The organism is Streptomyces sp. DG2A-72, from assembly GCF_030499575.1.
Taxonomy (GTDB): Bacteria; Actinomycetota; Actinomycetes; order Streptomycetales; family Streptomycetaceae; genus Streptomyces.
The window spans coordinates 4,640,136-4,661,130 of the sequence record NZ_JASTLC010000001.1 but is presented as its reverse complement, the minus strand read 5'-3'; the positions used below and the strand labels follow the sequence as shown (position 1 = coordinate 4,661,130).

Sequence of the window (20,995 nt, the reverse complement as noted above, 5' to 3'; positions counted from 1 at the left end):
GGCGCGGACTGACGCACTCTCGTCGGCTGAATCAGTCGCGGCCTCGGCGGCGTGCCCGGGAACATCCCGGGCACGCCGCATTCTGTTTCTATGCGGGCCATGCCGACTGGGTCAGGGCCGCTGCGTCCCGGCCCAGAAGGCGTCCAGAGGCTGAGGGGTTGCGGCGGCGATGAGCTGGCGGGCCGTGGCGTGGGCCTTGTCCGCGGCGTTCGCGACCGTGCCGGCGGTGTGCTGAGCGATAGCTCCCTCGTACAGGAGCATGAGCTGGTCGACGAGGAGGCCGGGGTCAGGGGCACCCGTCGCCTCGGCCAGCTGCCGTACACGGTCGCGCAGCGCCCGCTTGTGCGCCGCGACGACGGCGCGGATCGGGTGGTGCTCCGGCTCGGCCAGTTCGACCTGGGCGTTGACGAACGCGCAGCTGCGGAAGCCGGAGGATGAGGCGGCCCACTCCTTCACGGCCTCGAAGACCGCGAGGAGCCGGGCGCGCGGGTCCTCGCCCGCGCCGTCGATGCAGTCGTCAAGCGTCATCCGCCAGCGCATCTGTCTTCCGTCGAGATAGGCGAGGAAGGCTTCAGTGTTCACGGTGTTCTCCGATCAGGGGCGGAATGGGCGCGCCTGCCGTGTCATGCCTCGCGACGGGACAGGAGCGGCTCGTGCCGGATGCGACGTCGTGCCGAGAAGCGACGCGGGCGCGGCTCGAGGCCGAGCCGGATCGCGTGACCGGCGTCGATCCCGTAGGCCAGGTCTTGGGCGATGCGCAGCATCCAGCGGAACAGTGCCTTCATGAACGTGGTCCTTTCTGATCGCAGGGAATCGGACCTCGCCGTGCGCCACGGAGGACCGTGTGCTCAGTCGCGACGAGGAAGCCGAGAAGGGCGGCGACGAGCGCGATGGCCGGTTTCCGGCCGGCGGACACCGCGGGCGCCCCGGTGCCGTTGGCCTGTGGAGCGGCTTTCGGTGCTGGTAAGGCAGTCGGAGAGGGGGACGCGGGTGAGGACGGGGTGAGGGCTGGCATGGGGCGGCCTCCTGGTGAGTGCGCGGAAGGGCTCGGGAGGAGGGGCGGGAACGGCTGTCTCAGGGCCGGTGTCTGCCGAAGAAGTCCACGAGGGCGTCGGCGGCGTCCTGGGGCTGGTCCTCGGTGAGGAAGTGGCCGGCCCCGGGGATCGTCGCGCGCTGGGCACCGGGGATGGCCGCAGCGAGCCGGTCGCCGACGGCGAGCCGGAGCCACTGGTCCTCCTGGCCCCACAGCACGAGGGTGGGCGCGATGATGCGGTCCAGGCGGGCGACGACGTCCTGGGTGTCCTTGAAGCTGACGGCGCAGACCTGGTCGATCCACCGCATCTGCCCCTCGGCCCCGGTCCAGGGGGCGAGGTAGGCCGCGGTGTCGGCGTCGGTCATCGGGCGGTAGGTGGCGGTGCGCAGGCGTGCGGTGATGATGTCGGCGAAGACGTCCGGCGGCATCCTGCGGTACGCCTCGGCGTATCGCTGCTGGTGTTCGGTGAAGGGCGTGTTCCACGGGCCGATCACGGCGGCGTCCAGCAGGGCGATGCCGGCGGTCGGGACCTGCTCGATGAGGTGGGCCCGCAAGACGATCCCGCCGCCGATGTCATGCCCGACCAGGCTGGGCTCCGTCAGGCCCCAGTGCGCGACGAGTTCCGCGAGCGTGTGGGCCTGCTGGGCGATGGAGGGGACGGCGCCCGGCGCGATGCGTGACTCCCCGAACCCGAGCAAGTCCCATACGTGGACGGTGTGGTGGCGCGCCAGCGTGGGCACGACGTTGCGCCAGAGGTAGGAGCAGGCGGGCGTGCCGTGGACCAGGACGACGGGCGGGCCCTCACCGAAGACGGCGGTGGCGATCTCACCGGCAGCGACCGGGACACGCTGGTACAGCTTCCACGGCACGGACTGGGGGCGCGTGTTCATAACGAACCCTCTATCGGTAAGGGGTATAGTCATCTTTATCCAGTTACCTTAGCACGGAGTAAGGCTTGAAAGTCAATTTTTCCGCTTACACATGGGGGGCGGGTGTCGCGACCGAGCTGGTCAACACCTCCGCCCTGGTCCGCAGAAGTACGGGCGATGTGCTCGTGGACGCGGCCGCGCTCGGCCGCTTCCTCGCCGAGCACGACATCCCGCTGGACGCCTGGGCGCGGGCCGGCCCGCCGACGGCCGCGGACCTGGCACAGGTGCTCGCCCTGCGCCAAGAGGTGCGGGACCTGTTGGAGTCCACCAGCGAGGACCACGTCGCCGACGGCGCGAACGCGCTGGTCGAGCGCGCGGCCGTGCGCCCGTTCCTGGAACGGGACGCGGACGGCGACTGGCAGTGGTACATCGTGACCGGCCCCGGCGTCTCTCTCGCCGAAGAGCTCGCCGCGCTGATCGGCACCGGCCTGCTCGGCGTACTGCGCGCCCTCGGCAGCCAGCGCATCCGGCACTGCGCCTCGCCGACGTGCGACGGGATGTTCGTCGACACCAGCAAGGCGGGACGGCGCCGTTACTGCATGCCCGACCTGTGCGGCAACCGCCTCAACGTGGCCAAACACCGTGCCCGTCGGCACGCGGGAGCGCAGCCCTCGTCCTCGACGGTCAGTGGGGCGAGCCCTCGGGACGAAGAACATGGGCACACCACGGAGACCTGATCGCCTCCAGGGCGGTGCCCCAGACCCGGCTGGACAGGGGCGTGCGCCCCCATGCGGACGCACGCCTGCCAAGCTGCGGTCTCCGCCGCAGCCACCAGGCTCGCTGTCAGGACCGACCGGCCGACACCGCGGTGTGACGGCACGCCGAGCGGCTATGCGTTGTGGACGTGTATGCGATGTGTCATTGCAGCCCAACGGCAATCCGGTCCGTCCGTTCGGCGGTTGGTAAGGAACGCGACATCACCCGCCTGAAGATGCACCGCGAGGACGACCAGGACACCCTCGACCTCGTCCGCGATCTGATGTCGTTCAACGCCACCGTCGTCCTCATCGGCGTGGACATCCCCGGATCGGGGCTTCTGTGTGAGGGCCGCCCCGATGCCCGCGGCGGACAGCGGACCCTGTCCGCCGCCCGGCGCGGCCGCAGTGACCAGGCCGCCACCCAGACCAAACGCCGCTTCGACCTGGTCGACCTCGACCCGTTCACCTAGGACACCTCAAGAGAGATCAATGCCTGGATCGAGCACCTGGCCGGAACCGAGGCTCAACTACGTCTCCTCGGCGCCCGACGGGACTGAGCAGGAAGAACGGGACACAACGCCTCATGTGAGTGACTGACGCCCACGGGCCTGAGCACCGATACTCCGTTGCTTGATCAAAAACCGGTTCGACAGCATGGCGCGATGCAACGACATGAGCACGCCGGACCCGCAGCACTGCGCGCCATGCAGAGCCTGGCCACCCGCACCTTTCCGGCAACGGGCTACCACCACATCGGCGACCTCACATGGCACGGGTGCCTGGCCCTCGACCGCGCCGACCAGTGCCCGACAGCGGTCTGGACCCAGGGCGACCAGACGCTGGCCTGGGGCTGGTTAGAACTGCCCGACACCTTGATGCTCCAGGTCGACCCGGAGCACCCGGAACTGGCTCACGAGGTCCTCGCCTGGGCCGAACACACGGCATCAGGCCCGCTGAGCATCGATGTCACCGAGACCGAACCACACCTGATCAAGGCACTGGAACAGCACGGCTACACCCGGACCGACGACGGCCCGTTCATGACGTGCCTTGGCCGCCCCCTCACCGACCTGCCGGACATCCCCCACCCGCCGGACGGCTACTCGATCCACCCCCAGCGCGACCATGCCGACGTGGCAGGCCGGGCGGCAGCGCACCGCGCCGCCTTCGGATCGATCCGAATCACCACCGAACGACACGCCCGCATGAGGGACACCTGGCCCTACCGGCCCGAACACGACCTCATCGTGACCTCGCCCACCGGGGAAGTCGTCGCCTACTGCCAAGGCTGGTACGACCCGACCAACGGAATCGGTGAGTTCGAACCCGTCGGTACCCACCCCGATCACCGCCGCCTTGGCCTTGCCCGAGCCGTCTGCATCGCGGTGCTGCACGCCTTCGCCGACGCCGGCGGCCACCGTGCCATCGTCTACTCGCGCGGCGACGCCGCATACCCCATCCCCAAGCGGCTGTACGAGTCCTTGGGCTTCACCGCGTACACCCGCACCCACACCTACGTCGGCGCACCGACCGGCTGAGACGCCGACGGGGTCCCGCTGATCAGAACAACCGGGACCCGATGGCTCGCCGGATGGTGTCCCGCCAAGTGGTGTAGGAATCCGGACCACCTCGCTCCGGCGGCCGCCTCTTCGACAAGCACCGTCGGGATCCCTCGGGTGGTGTCGATGCTGTTCCCGGCCGCCGGAGCGGCCTCTGCTCGGGCGTCGGCGCTGTCGGTGCTTGTGACCTGTGGAGTCGTGAACTCCACGCCGCCATACCACTTCGCGGGACGCGACCGCTCGCCGTGTCATCACTATGAACGAGGTCCTGGAAGAGCTGGTGAACCGGGAGCTCACCGAGGCAGAGTCTGAGGAGCCACGCGCGAAGGCCCGAGCCTTTCGCACTTCGGGCGTCTCCTGCTACCAGTCGTTACGTGCTAGTTGTATGAGGCCAGGACGTTGGTTACGCCGACGAGTAGTTGTTGCGGGTCAGGACGTTGGTGACGGCGCATAGTGGTGGGCAAGATTGGTGGCGAGGTCGCGGAGGTGAGCCCTGGCTTCGGTGGGGCCGTGCACAGTGATGGCGCTCCCGAACGGCAGTAGTGCTCGCACGTCCTCCAGATGCAGGAAGCGGATCGTTACCTTGCGGCCGGTGGCGGATTCTTCATGGTCGTCGTCCAGGACGAGTCGTAGGCCAAAGATCCGTTGCGCTCGCTCGATCTGGGTCTGGTCGATGGTGGCGCTGACCTCTATCGCGTGGTTGTGCTCCCACTGATCAATGAGCGCTGCAGCGACGGTGGCCAGGGTCTGGCTCTCGCGGATCCGTCGTGGCTGGTCGACTTCTCTCCACGTCGTGATCCGTTCGAGTCGGTACATCCGTGGCACTCGGGCACAGTCGGCGACGAGGTACCAGATGCCGGCCTTGGCGAACAGCCCGTAGGGATCCACGACCAGGTCGCGTGGGCATGACTCGCGTGGGCTGTCGTACTCGATCCGTAGCCGGCGACCTCGCCGCACTGCGCCGATCAGCGAAGCCGGAGTCGTGCCGGAAGCTCGTGCCTGATGCCAGGGACGGCTGTCCACGTGCACTACGTCGGTGAGCGGCAGGAGCTCATGAACTCGACGTGGCTGTGTAGCGGCGATCTTGGAGCGCGCGCGCTGGCTTTCGGCCGATGCGTTGAGCTCCGCACGTTGCTTCTCATCCAGCCCGGTGAGCGACAGATGATCACGCTCGCCCGGTGTGAGTCGCGTGAGGTCGAGCCCGGATCCGGGCAGCATGGTCACGCCTCCGAGGCGGCCCCGGTGTGCGGTCACCGGCAGACCGGCGTCGCGGAGCCAGTTCAGGTCTCGGGTGATGGTTCGAAGGGACACCCCGAGCGCTGAGGCAAGTTCCTGTGTGGTCACGGCATCCCTCGATTTGAGGAGCAGCATCAGGCTGAAGAAGCGATCTGGGGTCACACACCAATTTTTTCAGGAATTGCGACACGATGCGGCGCATATCCCGGTCAGGCTGGTGGATGCGTACCTACGGCCTGTGAGAAGGAACAACCATGACCACATCCGTCGTGTCCATCGTCTACGTGAACGACGCTCCCGCCGCAGCTCGTTTCTACGGCGACCTCCTCGGCATGAGCCCCTCGTTCGAGACTTCGGGATACATCACCTTCGACCTCGGGCCAGGCGCTGACCTCGGTCTGTGGTCTGGCCAGTTCGAGGATCTGTCACCGGACGTCCCGCGCACCAGTGAGGTTTGCCTGGCCATCGACGGTGGACCCGACGAGCTCAACGCGACCTTTGAGCAGTGGAATTCCAAGGGGGTCACGATCCTGCGCGAGCCTCATGATGCCGGCTTCGGGCTGACCTTCCTCGCAGCCGATCCTGACGGGAACCGCATCCGCGTCGCACCGCGGGACTGAAAGGCCGCAATGCGGCAGGCGCGCACGATAGGTGTCGCGCCTGCCGTCGTCTGACTTCGAGAGGACGACGAGTGCCCCACGCGAATGCGCCCCTGAGCGTCGAGGGCCGTAGGCGGCTCGTGAAGCGGTACCAGACACGTCCCATCGCCCACGTCGCCGCTGAGATGGGCATCTCTCGCGCATGCGCCGGCAAGTGGGTATCGCTGGCGGCCACACGGTGGTGCGGGATTGCAAGACCGGCCGTCGAGTCCGCACCTGAGTCCGAACGCGACTCCAGCATGAGTCATCGAGCAGATCGAGTCCTGGCGCCGCGAGCACAAGTGGTCCGTGCAACGGATCACCGACGAACTTGTGAGTATCGGTTTTGTGATCAGCCGGCGAACTGTCAGCCGACACCTGACCCGGCTCGGCCTCGGCGAACGCCGCTTCATCGACCCAGGCGGTGAGAACAACCGGAAGCCGTGAAGAAGGTCGGCCGGATCTCTGATGGCAGCGGGTGGCGGATCCACGGCCGGGACAGCGATCAGGCCGAGGTCGCTGGTGCTGTGACCGCATGGGTTCGCCGGGTTGGCGGTCGTGACGGTTGGATGTGGGGTGACGTCCGATCCGACCGCCGGAGGCGCGGTGGCCGAGCCCGTCCGTGTGCGCAGATTGACCGACCAGGAAGGTCAACGGCTGCAGCAGATCGTGCGCCGGGGCAGCACAAGTTCGGTGCGCTACCGGCGCGCGATGATGCTGCTGGCCTCCGCCGGCCGGAACCGCGTGCCGGTGATCGCCCAGCTGGTGCAGGCCGACGAGGACACCGTCCGGGATGTGATTCATCGGTTCAACGAGATCGGCCTGGCCTGTCTGGGCCCTCAGTGGGCGGGAGGCCGTCCCCGCCGACTCAGCCCTGACGACGAGGACTTCGTCATCCAGACGGCCACCACCCGCCCTCCCAAGCTCGGCCAGCCTTTCACCCGCTGGTCCCTGCGCAAACTCGTCGCCTACCTGCGCAAAGTCCACGGCCGGGTCATCCTCATCGGCCGTGAGGCGTTACGTTGCCTGCTCGCTCGCCGCGGCGTCACCTTCCAGCGCACAAAGACATGGAAGGAATCCCCGGACCCTGACCGCGAGGCGAAGCTGGACCGGATCGAGGGAGTCGTTGGCCGCTTCCCGGACCGGGTCTTCGCTTTCGACGAGTTCGGCCCACTCGGCATCCGACCCACCGCAGGCTCGGGCTGGGCCGCCCACAAGCACCCCGAGCGGGTGCCGGCGACCTGTCACCGCACCCACGGAGTGCGCTACTTCCACGGCTGCACTCGGTCGGCGACGACACCCTGTGGGGCGTCAATCGCCGCACGAAGGGCGCCGCCAACACGCTGGCCGCGCTGAAATCGATCCGCGCCGCCCGGCCCGACGGCGCCCCGATCTACGTATTCATGGACGTGCAGACCCGGGCACTGCACGCCTGTCTGCGGTGGCGCAACGCCAACGCCCGTCACCGCGACATCCTGGCCGCTGAACGCAAGGAACGGGCCCGCATCCGAAGCGAGAAGGGCGTCCGCTGGGGCGGGCGCCCCCTCGCATCCGCAGCGTGATCGACCCGGCGCACCTATGCGATCACAGCACTGATCATCGACGTTCCTTGCTCATCCTCGACCGATAGCGCTCCAGAACCCCGACGGAAAGTGCTGATACGGCCATCAGACCGAACAGGATCGAGTTCGAAGCGCCGCCGTGGTGTCGTTCCCAGACACGGATTCCCACCAGTAGGACGACGAGACCGAACAGGGCGAGCTGAACGCGCCGGATAACGCCCGCTCGCCGACCAAGGCGTCCCTCGTTGTTATCACTTCCACGCACCCAGGCCCCTCCGCCTCTTCGCTGGGCTGACCCCCTGGTCTCTCGCGGATACAGCGGCGACGCCAAGTTGCCTTGCATCCAACCAGAACAGGAGCCACCGGCGCGGCCCGACCCGGCGAACCTATGCGGTCACAGCACTAGCCAGCGCACGGCTCCGTCCCACTGCCAGTCCGCGCGCCGGGGCAGGCCGGGAAGCGGGATGCGGCCCGTACACCACAACAGAGTGTCGGACGGACGGTGCCCGGACGGAGCGTCGGGGAAGAGGCGGGCGAGGACGGCGGTGCTCAGACCGTCGGGCGGGGTCCAGGACAGGCTGAGGGCGCGGGTGATGTCGTAAGTGTGGACGGCCAGTTCGGTGATTCCCATGGCGGCGAAACCGGTGGCGTCGGAGTGGCCCCAGGGGTGCCAGGCGTGTGCTTCGGCCGGCGTGTCGCGGACGGTGGAGCTGAGGAGGGACGCGGCGATCCGGAGGCCTTCCAGACAAGTGGGGATGGGGGCCTGGGGGTCGAGTGAGGCGAAGAGGGTGGTGTAGCGGTCGTCAGGGCGGGCGATGAGGAGGCCGGTGTAGCCGGTCAGGCCGAGGGCGAGATGGTCGAGGGTCTGGCGGCAGGTCCAGTCGAGGCCGCGGGCGGGGCGTGACCAGTCCTGGTCGGCTCCCTCGAGGAGGGCGGCCAGGCAGTCGTCGGTGGCAGCGGCCAGAAGGTCCGTCCATGGCGCGGTGGTAGCGGGAGTCATCGGGTCCGGCGCGGGATGAGTGGCAGCTGTTGGTGTCACGGTCATTTGTCGTCCGCCGGGTGCTTCAGGACTTCGATCACGCTCGCGTAGCTGTCGGAGCCGTGGCCTGCGGCCTTGGTTCGTTCCATGGCGGACTTCAGGAGTTCGGGCAGGGCGTTGTCGATGCCGCGGGCCGCTGCGGCGTGGATGAGGTGGTCGATGGTCGCGATCTGCACGTCGATGGTGGCGTCGTCGCCCGGGTAACGGCCGGCATCCACCTGGGGGGCGTAGGTGGTCAGGAAGCCGGCCACGGCGGTCAGCCAGCGGATCGCGATCGGGGTGAAGGCCGTGGCCGACACCTTCTCCGCGCCGACCAGCGCGGTGCCATGCAGCCAGCCGGTCATGGTGGACCACATCAGGCCGAGCAGGGCAGCGTCGTAGAGGGAGGCCAGACCCGGGTCAGCACCCAGGTACAGGGGGTCGCCCAGGGACTCCAAGGCCGGACGACGGGCTTCGAAGGCAGTGTGCGAACCGCTGTAGAGGAACATCATCTCCGGGCTGCCGACCCCCGGTGGGGTGGTCATGATCGCGCCGTCGAGGTAGTCGGCGGCGTGCGACCGGGCCCACGCGGCGGCCTCGTGAGCCTGCTCCGGGGAACCGGAGGAGAGGTTGATCAGGACCTTGCCCTTGAGGGACGCGGCGACGGGATCGAGGACGCCGTACAGCGCCTCGTAATCCAGTACGCAGGCGATGATCAGCGGGCTCGCCGCGATCGCCTCCTCGGGTGTCGCGGCCAGGCGGGCCCCCTGGCCGACCAGTGCCTGAGCCTTGTCCGCCGAGCGGTTCCACACGGTGGTCTGGTACCCCCGCTGCAGAAATACGGCGGCCAGCGCCGAGCCCATCGAGCCCAGTCCGATGACAGTCAACGCTGGACGGTCAGCATGCATGCCACAACTCCTTTTGTACGCCCGCACGTTCGCGGCTGATCACGTACGGACCACGCTCGCAGCTCGTGGCGAACGGAAACAGTGATACCGATGCCCGCATCCACCAAATTCCTGCCATACCCTTCAGGGTGTGAGCGCCGGATCTGTCGCCGTGGTCGTGACTGAGAACGTCGGAGTCCCCTCATGGGATCTGTACGAACTGAGCATCCCCTGCACCGTCTTCGGGAAGCCGCAGCCCGACCTGGCCGACCCCTGGTACGACCTGCGGCTGTGCAGTACGGGGGAACGTCAGCAAGACACCTCTTCGACCGAGACCGGACTGTCACTGCAGACCCGCTACGGGCTCGACGACCTTGTCGGTGCCGACACGGTCATCGTGCCTTCGGTGCCGGACCCCTGTGTCGACGAGGGCCGGCCGCTGCCGCAAGCCCTGATCACGGCGCTGCGCAACGCCTACGACGCAGGCGCCCGTGTGGTCTCCTTGTGTACCGGCGCGTTCGCACTCGCCGAGGCGGGGCTGCTCGACGGACGACGCGCCACCGCCCATTGGATGCACACCGCTCAACTGGCCGAGCGCTACCCGAAGGTACAAGTCGACGACTCGGTGCTGTACGTGGACGACGGCGATGTGCTCACCAGCGCCGGACTGACCGCCGGACTCGACCTCTGCCTCCATCTGGTACGCCGTGACCTGGGCGCACACGTCGCCAATCAGCTGGCCCGCCGGATGGTGGTACCCGCCCACCGCCCCGGCGGCCAGGCGCAGTTCATCGACCTGTCCGTGCCCACCACCGACGACGGGAGCCTGGGGCCCGTACTGGACTGGGCCCGTACACACCTGGACCAACCCCTGACGGTCGAGGATCTGGCACAACGCGCGGCGATGAGCCCGCGGACCCTCCACCGACGACTCCAGGCAGCCACCGGGACAACTCCACTTCAGTGGCTCCTCAATCAACGCCTGGTACGGGCCCAAAGCCTGCTGGAGTCGACGGACTTACCGATCGAGAAGGTCGGGGAGCTGAGCGGCCTCGGCACGGCGAACAACCTCCGCCATCACTTCCTCAAACACATCGGGGTGTCGCCGAGCAACTACCGACGGGCCTTCCCCCGGACGATGCCCGAATCATCCCCCTCCCGGCATGAGAGCCGGTCGCAGGGCCGGGCGGGCCGACAGCTGACTGACCGCGGCGCATCCGATGCCCCGGTGACGCCAAGGGCGACGGGCTCAAGAGATTGATGCCAAAGGCGCCATCCGCGTCTCTTCGCGACGGGCACCCTCGGCGGACTGACCACGAAGATCCACCTCGCTGTCGACGCCCGCTGCCGGCCCCTTGCGTTCGTGCTTACCGCCGCCCATGTCTTCCTCACCGAAGCACAAGCTCACCGAGACCCACAACGACCCAACGGAGCACTACTGGCTAGCCGGGCGAAGTCGGCCGGGGCGAAGCGTGGCCACGTCTACCCGCACTCCGTCGTCGATGGTTTCTCACGGCTCGCCTACACAGAACCGCTGGGCGATGAGAAGGGCGCGACGGCTGCTGCTTCCCTCGCCCGGGCGAAGGTCTGGTTCGCCGCCCACGGCATCAACATGACCGGCAAGCTCACCGCGGTCGGCGCCCCCGAGGAGCACATCGCGCCCCTGCGCACCGCCCGCCTCCGCTCCGGCGTCCCCGGCCTCTCCCCCGCCCTGCCCGACCGCGAGATCGTCCCCGGCGAACTCCTCGACCTCCCCGGCCGCCGCCTGCGCGCGATCCACCGGGTCGTCACCGACAATGCCGCTTGCTACCGCTCCGGCGACTTCGCCCGCATCGTCGGGCAAGGCACCCGGCGCGACAGCAAGCGCCGTTGTCCGTGACGATGCGTTCGATGCGGGTGATGCCGTGGGCGGGCTGCGTACCAGGCCCTGGCCCGTTGCAGGAACGCGATGGCGGTAGCGACTTTCTCGTCGGGCAGCGCTTCGGTGTAGGCAACCCGGCTGAATCCGTCGACGGCGGAGGGAAGGTGGACGTAGCCGCCGCGCGCGCCCTCGTTCTTGCGGTGCTCGACGGCCTTGGCCTGGTTGCTTCCGCGTCCATGGACCCGCCGGCCACCGCCCTCCGGGATCCGGCCGACCTTTTTCACGTCGATGTGGACCATGTGTCCGGGCCGACGGGCGGCGATCTGTCGTGGGTTTCCGGTTCGATTCGCCGTTCGGGTCGATGAAGCGGCGGCGGTTCAGTCGGAGCGCGTGCAGGTGTCGCGCTACGGTGCGACGACTGATCGCGATGCCTTTGGCTTGCAGTTCGAAGGCGATCCGTTCTGCGGACCATGTGTGAGTGCGGCGGAGTTCTTCGATCAGGGCCACGACCTCGGCTTTCATAGCTGTCGGCGGGTGTCGAGGCGCTGACGAGCGGTCGAGCAGGCCCAGCTCGCCATGGCGGCGGTAGCGGTTGACCCACTTTGACGCGCAGGTGCGGGAGATGCCCGTCTCAGCGGCGACGTGGGCGATCGGTCGGGTCTTGCATCGCTCGATGAGGCGTCGACGGCCCTCGACGGGCAGTGGGCGCGTTGGCGTGAGTCATGAACGCGCTCCTTGTGGGGTGCGCGGAGCTGGGGCACGACCAGCCGGTCGTGCCCCAGCTCCGTGTGCGGGCCGTCGTCTGTTCGACGCAGCTGCCTCCTGGCCCCGGCGGGGCCGGCGGCTCGGCAGGAAGCGCAGAGGCGTCAGGCGGTGAGGAGGGCGCCGCCGTCTGTTTCGAGGACGGTGCCGGTGATGTTGGGGTTGGTGGCCAGCAGCACAATGGCCTCGGCGATGTCGGGGGCGGTGGCGATGCGCTTGGTGGGCAAGGAAGCGGCTGCCTGCGCGAAGAAGCCCTCTCGTTCCTCGGCGGCGAGCCCGTCCCACCACGGCGTGTCGACGTAGCCCGGGGAGACGGCGTTGATCCGGATGGGCGCGAGTTCGGCGGCCAGCGGCTGGACGAGCCCTTCAACGGCGGCGTTGAGCGAGCCGATGCCGGCCGTGCCGGGCATGGCGGCCCGGGCGGTGACCGCCCCGACGAGGGTGACCGAGGCGTCTTTGCTGAGGTGAGCGAGGCCGGCCTGGAGCGCGGTGACCGTGGGCCAGTACTTCTCCTCGAACGCCTGCCGCAGGCCGTCTATGGGCAGTTCCCCGAACGGTCCCGCCCCGCCGTTGCCGGTGAGGGTGATGATCAGACGCTGGATCGGCGCGATCTGCGCGGCGAGCGACGCGACCGCCCGGGCGTCGGCGGCATCGAGTACATGACCGTGGACCCGGCCGTCGATGGCGGCCTTCGCGCGGAGCATCCGCTCCTCGTTGCGTCCGGCGATGTGGACATCGTCTCCTTTGGCGGTCAGGTGCCGGGCTGTGGCCAGGCCGACGCCTGACGTTCCGCCGATGACGAGCGTGGTGGGCATGGTGACTCCTTATTTCGAGACGTTACGTCTCGAAGAGTAGCACTTTCCTAGACGTCTCGTCTCGGAATGGTTAGGGTTAGGCCCATGACCAGTGCCAAGACTCCGGCTCGCGGCCGGAAGCGCAGCGAGCAGACCAGGCTCGCGATCCTCACCGCCGCGTACGAGCTCACGACCGAGGTCGGCTATCAGGCCGTCACGATCGAGGGCATCGCCGCCCGGGCCGGGGCGGGCAAGCAGACCGTCTACCGCTGGTGGCCTACGAAGGCGGACGTCCTGCTGGAGGCCCTGGCCGTCAAGGCCGATCTGAAGGTCTCCACCGCGGACCGGGGCTCATTCGAGACCGAGCTGGCCGTATTCCTGCGCGACTCCGCGGCCTTGATGGTGCACCCAGGGGTGGTTGCCGTCCTGCGCTCCCTGATGGGCGAGGCGCAGCGGGATCCGGACTTCCGGCGCCGCTTCCAAGACGGCTTCCTGACCAAGCGCAGAGCCGCCCTGGAGACCCTCGTCGAGCGGGCCGCGGCGCGCGGCGACAAGCCCGCTCACCTGACCGCCGCCTTCGCAGCCGACGTGGTGTTCGGCCTGATCTGGTACCGCATCCTCGCCACCGAGCACCTCCTCGACGAGGACGACGTCGCCGCCATCCAGCACCTGTTCACCGAACACCACGGCAAGGAGTAACGACATGTCCGAGCGGATCATCGTCCTCACCGGGGCAACCGACGGGCTGGGCCGCGCGCTCAGCCGCGAGCTCGCTCGCCGGCCCGCGACCACGCTCATCCTCCACGGCCGCGACAAGACCCGGCTCGACGAGCTGGCCTCCTCGCTGTCCGACGCACCCGCGTCGGTCAGGACGGTCCGCGCCGACTTCTCCGAGCTGGCGCAGGTGCATCGGCTTGCAGACGAGATCGCCGGGCTTACCGACCGCGTCTCGGTGCTGGTGAACAACGCCGGCATCGGCGGCGGGGAACCCGACGGCACGGACCGCCGGCTGTCCGCTGACGGGCACGAGCTCCGGTTCGCGACCAACCACCTGGCCCCGTTCGCCCTGACGCAGCGGCTCCTGCCCCTGCTCGACCGCGGCGCACCGGCCCGTATCGTCAACGTCGCATCGATCGGCCAGTCACCGATCGACTTCGACGACCCGTCCCTCGAGCACGGCTATTCCGGCATGCGCGCCTACGGCCAGTCCAAGCTCGCGATGATCACCACGGGGTTCATGCTCGCCCGGCAACTCGACCCGCACCGGATCACGGTCAACAGCCTGCACCCGGCCACGTACATGCCGACCAAGATGGTCCTGGAGTCCGTCGGCCACAGCATCGACTCCCTCGAAACCGGCGTGGCGGCCACCCTGCGCCTGATCCTCGACCCGGAACTCGAAGGCGTCACCGGGGAGTTCTACGACCGCACCCGCGCCGCGCAAGCGCACGCGGACGCCTACGACCCGGGCATTCAGCAGCGGCTCTGGGACCTCAGCATCCGCCTCACCGAGCGGAACCAGTAACTCCCAGCACCGACTCACGCGACATCGCACATGGAGGCGACGTCATCAACGTCCTGACCCGCAACAGGTCTCGCTGGACACCACGGTGCTGCCGGTGATGGTCCGCGAGAGCGTGTTCGGCGACCCGGTCAAGGTTCACCTCACCATGGCCATGGACGTGCACACGCATTCGCTTTGCGCCTTCCGCCTCACCCTGGTCTCCGACACGTCGGTGGATGTCGCGATGCTGCTGCGGGACGTGATGCTGCCGCTGCCCATGCGCTCCGACTGGGGCGAGGACCTGGAACGGCCCTATCCCGGCCTGCCCGCCGCGGTGGTTGCCGAGTTCGCCGGGCACAAGGTCGCCGGCCTGCCGTTCTTCACCCCGGAGACGGTGACCACGGACCACGGCTCGGTCTCTCGCAACCACCACCTGGTCGACGTCCAGCGGGTCCTCGGCTGCAACATCCTGCCCTCGCGGACCCTGCGGCCGACCGACAAGGCGGCGGTTGAGCGGGCCTTCGGCGCGATCAGGTCGCTGCTGTTGGAGCAACTGCCCGGCTACACCGGCATCGACCCAGCTGACCGCGGCGCCGACCCGGACGGCGACGCGGTGCTGACCATCGACGAGACAAAGCACCTGATCGCCACCTGGATCGTCTCCGTCTGGCAACGTCGCAGGCTGGATGAGTACGCACCCAGCTGGGACCCCGGCGGCGACCACAGCCCGAACTCCCTGTTCGCGGGCTCGTTCGCCCAGGCCGGCTTCGCCATGGAGATCCCTTCACCGGAGCTCTTCTACGAACTGCTGCCCGTTCACTACGTCCAGAAGATCGACGCCCGGCGCGGGGTCAAGGTCCGCGGACTTTGGTATGACGGCCCGGTCCTGGCCCCCTACCGCGGCCAGCGCTCCGCCCGCGGCGGTGCACACAAGGGCAAGTGGGTCATCCGCCGGGACCCCAGGGATCGCCGCAGCGTGTTCTTCCAGGACCCGCTCAGCCACGAATGGCACCCGCTGTCCTGGACCGGGCTGCCGCCCGACGGTCAGGCCCCCGCCTTCGGCGAGGCACGGGTACGCGAACTGCCGGACGCACGTCCAGCACCACGGCCCTGCCATCCCGGCGGCGTACGAGGTAATCCGGCGTGTGGCTCACCCGCCGCCTCCGGCCGCCGCACCGCCACGACAACCGAAACGGCTGCGAGACCAGCCCGCACACCTCCGGCTCAGCATCCAGCCGCATCAGGTGGCTCAGCTCCACCCACGACTCGTAACCCACCAAATCGGCGCTGGTCGCAGCCCAGTACCGGCCCGGGAAACTTCAACCCAGGGAAATGCCGTTGCCCGCGATATGACGGGAAGCCGCGGACCGGCCGCCCGGCCTCGAACGGCACCGAGACCGCATCCGCCAACGACAGCCGGTGTTCACCCTGGTCGTCCCGCCAGCCGACCTCGAAGGCGTCTACTTGTGACGGCTTCGCCCCCTCCAGCGCACCCAGCCCCATGTATGCCACTTGCAGACCTGCAGGGACTGGGCAGCTCGAATGGGAACCAAACCCCTCGTCCGGGTGACCAGTCCGGCGGGATCCCCCGCCGCTGGGCCGTGTCTCCTAACTGCTGAGGCGAGGCGAGGGGCTTTCGGTAAGGCTCGTAAGGTGTAGGCATGTGGACCCAGCACATCCAGGCTCTGTAAGCACGAGACGGTGAGGGCGATGCCGTAGAGCGTCGCCCTCCTTGGTGTGCCTGTTTCGTGATCCATCTTCCTTGCACCGCCCGCACTGAGGCGGCCGGATGCCGGGCCTCATTCTTCTTAAGGCGGCGGCTTCCGAGAGGGTGTTAAGTCCCGTTCCTGGTGATGTGGTGTCGCTCGTTCGTTGGCGATCGGGCGGCTCTTCTTTCGCGTCATGTCGTGTGCATGATGGGGTTGCGGGTATGGGGCGGATGCCGTACGCCACCGACTTGTCCGACGGGCAGTGGGCGTTGATCGAGCCGCTGGTCACTGCGTGGAAGTAGGAGCGGGTGGCACGGTCGGCGGCCGGGGACTCGTGCTCCTGGGACCTGCGTGAGTTCGTGAACGCGCTGCTTTACCAGAACCGGACGGGCTGTCAGTGGCGGCTCCTGCCACACGATCTCCCGGCCTGGTCGGCGGTGTTCTCTACTTCGCCCTGTGGCGCCAGGACGGCCTTGACCAGCGGATCCAGGAGATCCTGCGCTGCCAGGCGCGGGAGCGGTCCAGACGATTAGGGGACCCGCCCCTGGTGATCATCGACACCCAGTCCGTCCGTGTGGCGGCCGGGGTGCCGAAGGAGACGACGGGACTGGACGCGAACAAGAAGACGCCCGGCAGGAAGCGGCGACTCGCCGTCGACGTGCTGGGCCTAATCACCGGTGTGGTGACCCTCGCCGCGAGCGCGCACGACAACGAGGCCGGCATCGCCCTGCTGGACCAGGCGGCCGAACGATACGGGATGCGCCTGGGAAAGGTCCTGGTCGACCAGGGTTTCAAGGACGCCGTGATCATCCACAGGGCGGTGGAGGACATCATCGTCGCGGTGGTCCGCCGAAACCCCGAGGCCGAAGACAAGGGCTTCGCGCCGCAACCGAAGCGGTGGGTGGTTGAGCAGGTCAACGGCACCCTTACGCTGCACCGGCGCCTCGCCCGCGACTACGACCACCGGCCCGACAACGCGGCCTCCCGCGTCTACTGGGCCTCCACCGCCGGCATGCTCCGCCGCCTCACCACCCCTGCCCCCACCTGGCGGGACGACATGGAACTGGCCGCGTGAACGTCCACGAACTCCTGCGGCTGCTGCAGACTGAACACGACGGGACCGCCCAACGAGCCGACAGCCTGCACGAACAGATCGAACGGCTCACCACCGCCCTCGCCGAGACCGAAGCCCACCTGACCGAGCTCACCGCGACCCGCGAGGTCATCGACGGACTCGCCCCTCCCGACCACGCAACGGCCCCCGCGGAGACCACCACCGTCTACCAGCACATCGTGACCACGTTCAACGAGCACCCCGGGAAGGTGTTCCACGTCCATGACCTGCACGAGCACCTCAGCCTGCCCACCAACGAGCCCTCGATCAACGTCACCCGCTCCCGCCTGGGACGACTCGTCCGCCAGAGACTCCTCGAACAACCCGGACGAGGCCGCTACCAGAAACAGACTTAACGCCCTCTCAGAACTCATCGGTAAGTGCTGTTCGTAGTCATCGACAAAGCCATGCACTGTCACCGCGGGGCCTGTCGACGTCGTCGCAGATCGGATGGCGTCGTGATGCGCCTTCGTTGACGGTGTACTGCAGGGCTGGGGGCAGCCGACCGCCAAGTCGGTGTGCTTCCGTACGTCGGTGTCACTGGACTGGGTGACGTCAGTTTGGAAGAGCGATCTTTGAGCTGCTCGGATGGGGCGGCACGCGAAGTGTCTCCTGATTGCCATACGCCAGTACGCCACCGGAGTTGACTGTGAACGACGACCCCGTGCTTGCCTCCACACCGCTGCCTGGCCTGGAGCGGTCGACCGTCACCCCTGCTGCGGCAGCGGAGATCCTGGAGCAGACCCGGCGGCACGGTTGTAATCCGCGCAAGTTGGATTCCTCGTACGCTGAGCGGCTTGCGCGTGACATGTCCAGCGGAAGCTGGGACGACTACAACCCGGATGTGCTGTCGTTGTGCGAGCACGGGGCGGCGCTGCAGGGGCAGCACCGTCTCGAAGCGGTGATCATCAGTCAGGTGTCGCGCAGTTTCCTCATCGCACGGGACGTTCCCCATGCGGCGGCGACGATCATGGACTGCGGCAAGGCGCGCTCAGCGGCCACCGCGTTGTCAATCGTCGGCGTCGAACGACACAGCAAGGACATCTCCTCCACTGTCCGGCTGCTCCAACACTACGATGTCGAACGCGACAAGATCCCGTGGTCTACCTGGCGGTCCGTCGTCTACACCAACGCCGAGATCGTGCGGTTCTTCCAGACCACATACAGGGACCTCGCAACTTTCCTGCCTCTGATGACCGCCCTGAAGAAGGGCCTGTCCTCTTCCCCGGCCGCTTCGCTCGCCTGCGCCTACCTGGTTCACCGAGACGGGGGGAGCACCTCGAGAGCCGACGATTTCTTCGAAGGGCTGGCCTCGGGTACCAACCTGGATGCGTCCGACCCCCGGTGGGTCACCATCCGCTACTTCCAAGGCCCCTCCCGCCCCCGCCGTGGCAACATGACCAGTGTTTATCACCTGGGGATCCTGATTAAGACGTGGAACCTGTGGGCCACCGGCCAGACGTGGGAGCTCGTCTACTTTCGGCCCAGCCAGTGCATGCCCGATGTCGTCAACGTCACCGAGCCGCCCACGCCCGGTAGCAGAAGGACGGACGGGCCGCGCGTTCCCACACGCCGCCGGACCTCCGGACGCAATCCTGGATCGGGCAGGAACGCGGGCATTCAGGCGCATCTGCCGCTGGATGAAAGCCGCATGCCGGTATGAGGTCGGCAACTCATGGTCTGTGGAGAGCCGCTATCAGCGGGTGCGCGGGCGTGCGCTTGGTCGGCGAGCGGCGCCGGCCGACGCCGGAAGGGTCCTGCTCTTCCCGTTGCACGGTCTCCGACGTGTGGCACAGACCGTCACGAGAAGACGTCCCCGGGGGCGTGCACCCGCAGGTGGGGCGGGTGCGGAAGCAGTGCCGCCTGGCAACGCGGCCGCGGAGGACTCTGTTGCGCCACCCGGTTTCACCTACCCACGCCACACGGCCGATCAGGGCAGCAGTCGTTGATCTTGAGTGGTCTGTCCTGATGATGGAAGCGTGACGGGAGCCCCCTGCCATGAGGCTCCCGTCACTGCCCGTGCTCTCTCGGAAAGGATCCACACGGACATGGTCCATGGTTGCAAAAGACCAGCCGCCTTGTGGCGGCGTAGGTGTCCCGGCGAACCCATCGCCCATACGGCGGACCTCTTGCCGTCGTGTGCCAACCCCGCCCACTGCCCATCGCCAGCGCTCACGCCACTCAGAGCCGTCCGGCGCAGCCCGCTGTTCCAACAGCGCACGCTGCTTGTGTTGTTCGGGGCGTGCACTCTCGCCAACAGCGTAGGCTGCGTCGTGGCGCTCACCAGCGGACAGCCTCTGTCCGCTCTGGCTGCAGGAGCCTGCACGTTCGGCGGAGCCTTTGCGTTCCTGCACGAACATACGGAGTGACAGCACCCAGGGGGATTCGGCCCCCGCGCATCTAACGGGTGTCCGCCCGCCTTGCCTTCACCATCTTCGCTGCTCTCTGCGTCTTGGGGCAGCGGAGCCTTTGGCGGGCGGGCGGAGCCCGACTCCACATACCTCAAGGCCATGTGGTCAAGCGACGTGAGCTGGGAAGACACCGCGCGGATGCAAAGCATCACCACGGAAATCCCCTCATCGTCTTTATCCCGTAGTCAACCGGAGTCCGCCCGTGAACGACGAGAGCATGTCCGTCCTCGCACCTCTGCCCGAGCCGGTGCGCGAGACAATTACCCCTGCTGCGGCAGCGAAGATTCTGGAGCAGACCCGGCGGCACGGTTGTAATCCGCGCAAGTTGGATTCCTCGTACGCTGAGCGGCTTGCGCGTGACATGTCCAGCGGAAGCTGGGACGACTACAACCCGGATGTGCTGTCGTTGTGCGAGCACGGGGCGGCGCTGCAGGGGCAGCACCGTCTCGAAGCGGTGATCATCAGTCAGGTGTCGCGCAGTTTCCTCATCGCACGGGACGTTCCCCATGCGGCGGCGACGATCATGGACTGCGGCAAGGCGCGCTCAGCGGCCACCGCGTTGTCAAGCGTCGGCGTCGAACGGCACGGCAAGAACATCTCCTCCACCGTCCGGCTGCTCCAGCTCTACGATGTCGAACGCGGAAACGTTGCTTGGCCGGCATGGCGGTCCGTCGTCTACACCAACGCCGAGATCGTGCGCTTCTTCCAGGACACCTATTCAGATCTTCCCAACTTCCTGCCTCTCATGGCCGCGCTCAGGAGTGGGGTCTACTCCGCCCCCGCTGCATCACTGGCCTGCGCATACTTGGTCCACCGGGACGGCGGTAACACCCCGAAGGCCAACGACTTCTTCCAAGGGCTGATCTCCGGAGCGCACCTGGACACAGCCGACCCCCGGTGGGTCGTTCGCCGCTACTTCCAAAACCCCGCCCGCCCCCGACGCGGCAACACCGTCAGTTCACTCCAGCTGGGACTGCTGCTCAAGACCTGGAACCTGTGGATCTCGGATGCGATGTGGGAGACCGCATACTTTCGACCCAACGAACGCATGCCCGACATCATCCGCGCGCACTCCCGCTACGCAGACGCCGAAGCACAGCGTGAGGCGACGAGCCCAGCCGATGATGGAGGATCCGCTCCGACGAGCCGTCGCACCGCCGAGAAGACTCGGGTCCCCGGACAAAGCCTCAGCCTCGTGCGGGCGCACCTCTGAGCGGCAAGGACTGCAGGCGGTGCAGCCACCCAGATCCAAGCCCCAGCCAAACAGCCCGCCGGGGCTT

General features: G+C 67.9%; 18 protein-coding genes and 7 pseudogenes. 16 read left to right on the top strand and 9 right to left on the bottom strand.

Annotated features, from left to right (window positions below):
- Positions 1–111 precede the first annotated feature (111 nt).
- From QQY66_RS22045 to QQY66_RS22035, 3 genes are all read right to left on the bottom strand, one after another.
- A complete protein-coding gene (locus tag QQY66_RS22045) occupies positions 112–582 on the bottom strand; it encodes a hypothetical protein (RefSeq protein WP_301982059.1) in 471 nt (156 codons plus the stop codon).
- Positions 583–623: 41 nt separating this feature from the next.
- Positions 624–785 carry a hypothetical protein gene (locus tag QQY66_RS22040; RefSeq protein ID WP_301982058.1) on the bottom strand — a complete coding sequence of 54 codons (162 nt, stop codon included), beginning with the start codon at positions 783–785 and terminating at the stop codon, positions 624–626.
- Positions 786–1,074: 289 nt separating this feature from the next.
- The gene (locus tag QQY66_RS22035; RefSeq protein ID WP_301982057.1) at positions 1,075–1,923 is read right to left on the bottom strand and encodes an alpha/beta fold hydrolase; all 849 of its coding nucleotides are present in this window, start codon (positions 1,921–1,923) and stop codon (positions 1,075–1,077) included.
- Between the two features lie 65 nt (positions 1,924–1,988).
- On the opposite strand from QQY66_RS22035, the gene QQY66_RS22030 reads away from it, so the two are divergent.
- The 3 genes from QQY66_RS22030 (at position 1,989) to QQY66_RS22020 (ending at position 4,198) form a co-directional block, all read left to right on the top strand.
- Positions 1,989–2,639, top strand: coding sequence for a CGNR zinc finger domain-containing protein (locus QQY66_RS22030; RefSeq protein WP_301982056.1), 651 nt, complete (start codon positions 1,989–1,991; stop codon positions 2,637–2,639).
- Positions 2,640–2,893: 254 nt separating this feature from the next.
- A complete protein-coding gene (locus QQY66_RS22025) occupies positions 2,894–3,130 on the top strand; it encodes a hypothetical protein (RefSeq protein ID WP_301982055.1) in 237 nt (78 codons plus the stop codon).
- Positions 3,131–3,322: 192 nt separating this feature from the next.
- On the top strand, positions 3,323–4,198 hold the full coding sequence (locus tag QQY66_RS22020; protein WP_301982054.1) for a GNAT family N-acetyltransferase: 876 nt from the start codon (positions 3,323–3,325) through the stop codon (positions 4,196–4,198).
- A 450-nt stretch (positions 4,199–4,648) separates the two neighbouring features.
- Here QQY66_RS22020 and QQY66_RS22015 read toward each other — a convergent pair whose 3' ends face one another.
- Positions 4,649–5,617, bottom strand: coding sequence for a YafY family protein (locus QQY66_RS22015; protein WP_301982053.1), 969 nt, complete (start codon positions 5,615–5,617; stop codon positions 4,649–4,651).
- Positions 5,618–5,709: 92 nt separating this feature from the next.
- Between QQY66_RS22015 and QQY66_RS22010 the strand changes: the two genes are divergently transcribed.
- The 3 genes and pseudogenes from QQY66_RS22010 to QQY66_RS22000 all read left to right on the top strand — a co-directional run bounded on the left by QQY66_RS22010 (position 5,710) and on the right by QQY66_RS22000 (position 7,655).
- Positions 5,710–6,075, top strand: coding sequence for a VOC family protein (locus QQY66_RS22010; RefSeq protein WP_301982052.1), 366 nt, complete (start codon positions 5,710–5,712; stop codon positions 6,073–6,075).
- A 71-nt stretch (positions 6,076–6,146) separates the two neighbouring features.
- Positions 6,147–6,608, top strand: a pseudogene (locus QQY66_RS22005) (leucine zipper domain-containing protein); the annotation flags it as partial.
- Positions 6,609–6,699: 91 nt separating this feature from the next.
- Positions 6,700–7,655: pseudogene (locus tag QQY66_RS22000) on the top strand (helix-turn-helix domain-containing protein).
- 394 nt (positions 7,656–8,049) lie between these two features.
- On the opposite strand, the gene QQY66_RS21995 reads toward QQY66_RS22000, so the two are convergent.
- On the bottom strand, positions 8,050–8,655 hold the full coding sequence (locus QQY66_RS21995) for a maleylpyruvate isomerase N-terminal domain-containing protein (protein WP_301982051.1): 606 nt from the start codon (positions 8,653–8,655) through the stop codon (positions 8,050–8,052).
- Positions 8,656–8,696: 41 nt separating this feature from the next.
- Positions 8,697–9,581: an NAD(P)-dependent oxidoreductase gene (locus QQY66_RS21990; RefSeq protein WP_301982050.1), complete on the bottom strand. Its 885-nt coding sequence runs from the start codon at positions 9,579–9,581 to the stop codon at positions 8,697–8,699.
- Positions 9,582–9,732: 151 nt separating this feature from the next.
- On the opposite strand from QQY66_RS21990, the gene QQY66_RS21985 reads away from it, so the two are divergent.
- The 3 genes and pseudogenes from QQY66_RS21985 to QQY66_RS21975 all read left to right on the top strand — a co-directional run.
- Positions 9,733–10,821 (top strand): GlxA family transcriptional regulator, encoded by a 1,089-nt coding sequence (locus tag QQY66_RS21985; RefSeq protein WP_301987446.1) that lies wholly within the window; start codon positions 9,733–9,735, stop codon positions 10,819–10,821.
- A 186-nt stretch (positions 10,822–11,007) separates the two neighbouring features.
- A pseudogene (locus QQY66_RS21980) lies at positions 11,008–11,169 on the top strand (IS481 family transposase); the annotation flags it as partial.
- A 3-nt stretch (positions 11,170–11,172) separates the two neighbouring features.
- Positions 11,173–11,337 (top strand): annotated as a pseudogene (locus tag QQY66_RS21975) (MBL fold metallo-hydrolase); the annotation flags it as partial.
- A gap of 73 nt (positions 11,338–11,410) precedes the next feature.
- Here the strand turns inward: QQY66_RS21975 and QQY66_RS21970 are convergent.
- Both QQY66_RS21970 and QQY66_RS21965 read right to left on the bottom strand, forming a co-directional pair.
- Positions 11,411–12,123 (bottom strand): annotated as a pseudogene (locus QQY66_RS21970) (helix-turn-helix domain-containing protein); the annotation flags it as partial.
- Between the two features lie 164 nt (positions 12,124–12,287).
- Positions 12,288–12,998: an SDR family oxidoreductase gene (locus QQY66_RS21965; protein ID WP_301982049.1), complete on the bottom strand. Its 711-nt coding sequence runs from the start codon at positions 12,996–12,998 to the stop codon at positions 12,288–12,290.
- Positions 12,999–13,082: 84 nt separating this feature from the next.
- Here QQY66_RS21965 and QQY66_RS21960 point away from each other — a divergent pair, with 84 nt between their 5' ends.
- The 3 genes and pseudogenes from QQY66_RS21960 to QQY66_RS21950 all read left to right on the top strand — a co-directional run.
- Positions 13,083–13,676 (top strand): TetR/AcrR family transcriptional regulator, encoded by a 594-nt coding sequence (locus QQY66_RS21960; RefSeq protein WP_301982048.1) that lies wholly within the window; start codon positions 13,083–13,085, stop codon positions 13,674–13,676.
- Between the two features lie 4 nt (positions 13,677–13,680).
- Positions 13,681–14,502 carry an SDR family NAD(P)-dependent oxidoreductase gene (locus tag QQY66_RS21955; protein ID WP_301982047.1) on the top strand — a complete coding sequence of 274 codons (822 nt, stop codon included), beginning with the start codon at positions 13,681–13,683 and terminating at the stop codon, positions 14,500–14,502.
- Between the two features lie 67 nt (positions 14,503–14,569).
- Positions 14,570–15,553, top strand: a pseudogene (locus QQY66_RS21950) (transposase); the annotation flags it as partial.
- On the opposite strand, the gene QQY66_RS21945 reads toward QQY66_RS21950, so the two are convergent.
- The gene (locus QQY66_RS21945; RefSeq protein ID WP_301982046.1) at positions 15,477–15,740 is read right to left on the bottom strand and encodes a hypothetical protein; all 264 of its coding nucleotides are present in this window, start codon (positions 15,738–15,740) and stop codon (positions 15,477–15,479) included. The pseudogene QQY66_RS21950 and the gene QQY66_RS21945 sit on opposite strands and share 77 nt — an antisense overlap.
- A 671-nt stretch (positions 15,741–16,411) precedes the next feature.
- Here QQY66_RS21945 and QQY66_RS21940 point away from each other — a divergent pair.
- The 4 genes and pseudogenes from QQY66_RS21940 to QQY66_RS21925 all read left to right on the top strand — a co-directional run bounded on the left by QQY66_RS21940 (position 16,412) and on the right by QQY66_RS21925 (position 20,928).
- Positions 16,412–17,265: pseudogene (locus QQY66_RS21940) on the top strand (IS5 family transposase).
- Positions 17,262–17,660: a hypothetical protein gene (locus QQY66_RS21935; protein WP_301982043.1), complete on the top strand. Its 399-nt coding sequence runs from the start codon at positions 17,262–17,264 to the stop codon at positions 17,658–17,660. The pseudogene QQY66_RS21940 and the gene QQY66_RS21935 overlap by 4 nt, the downstream one beginning before the upstream one ends.
- A 293-nt stretch (positions 17,661–17,953) precedes the next feature.
- Positions 17,954–18,967, top strand: a complete 1,014-nt coding sequence (locus QQY66_RS21930) for a hypothetical protein (protein WP_301982045.1) — start codon at positions 17,954–17,956, stop codon at positions 18,965–18,967.
- A gap of 950 nt (positions 18,968–19,917) precedes the next feature.
- Positions 19,918–20,928 carry a hypothetical protein gene (locus QQY66_RS21925; protein WP_301982044.1) on the top strand — a complete coding sequence of 337 codons (1,011 nt, stop codon included), beginning with the start codon at positions 19,918–19,920 and terminating at the stop codon, positions 20,926–20,928.
- The last annotated feature ends 67 nt before the right edge of the window (positions 20,929–20,995 follow it).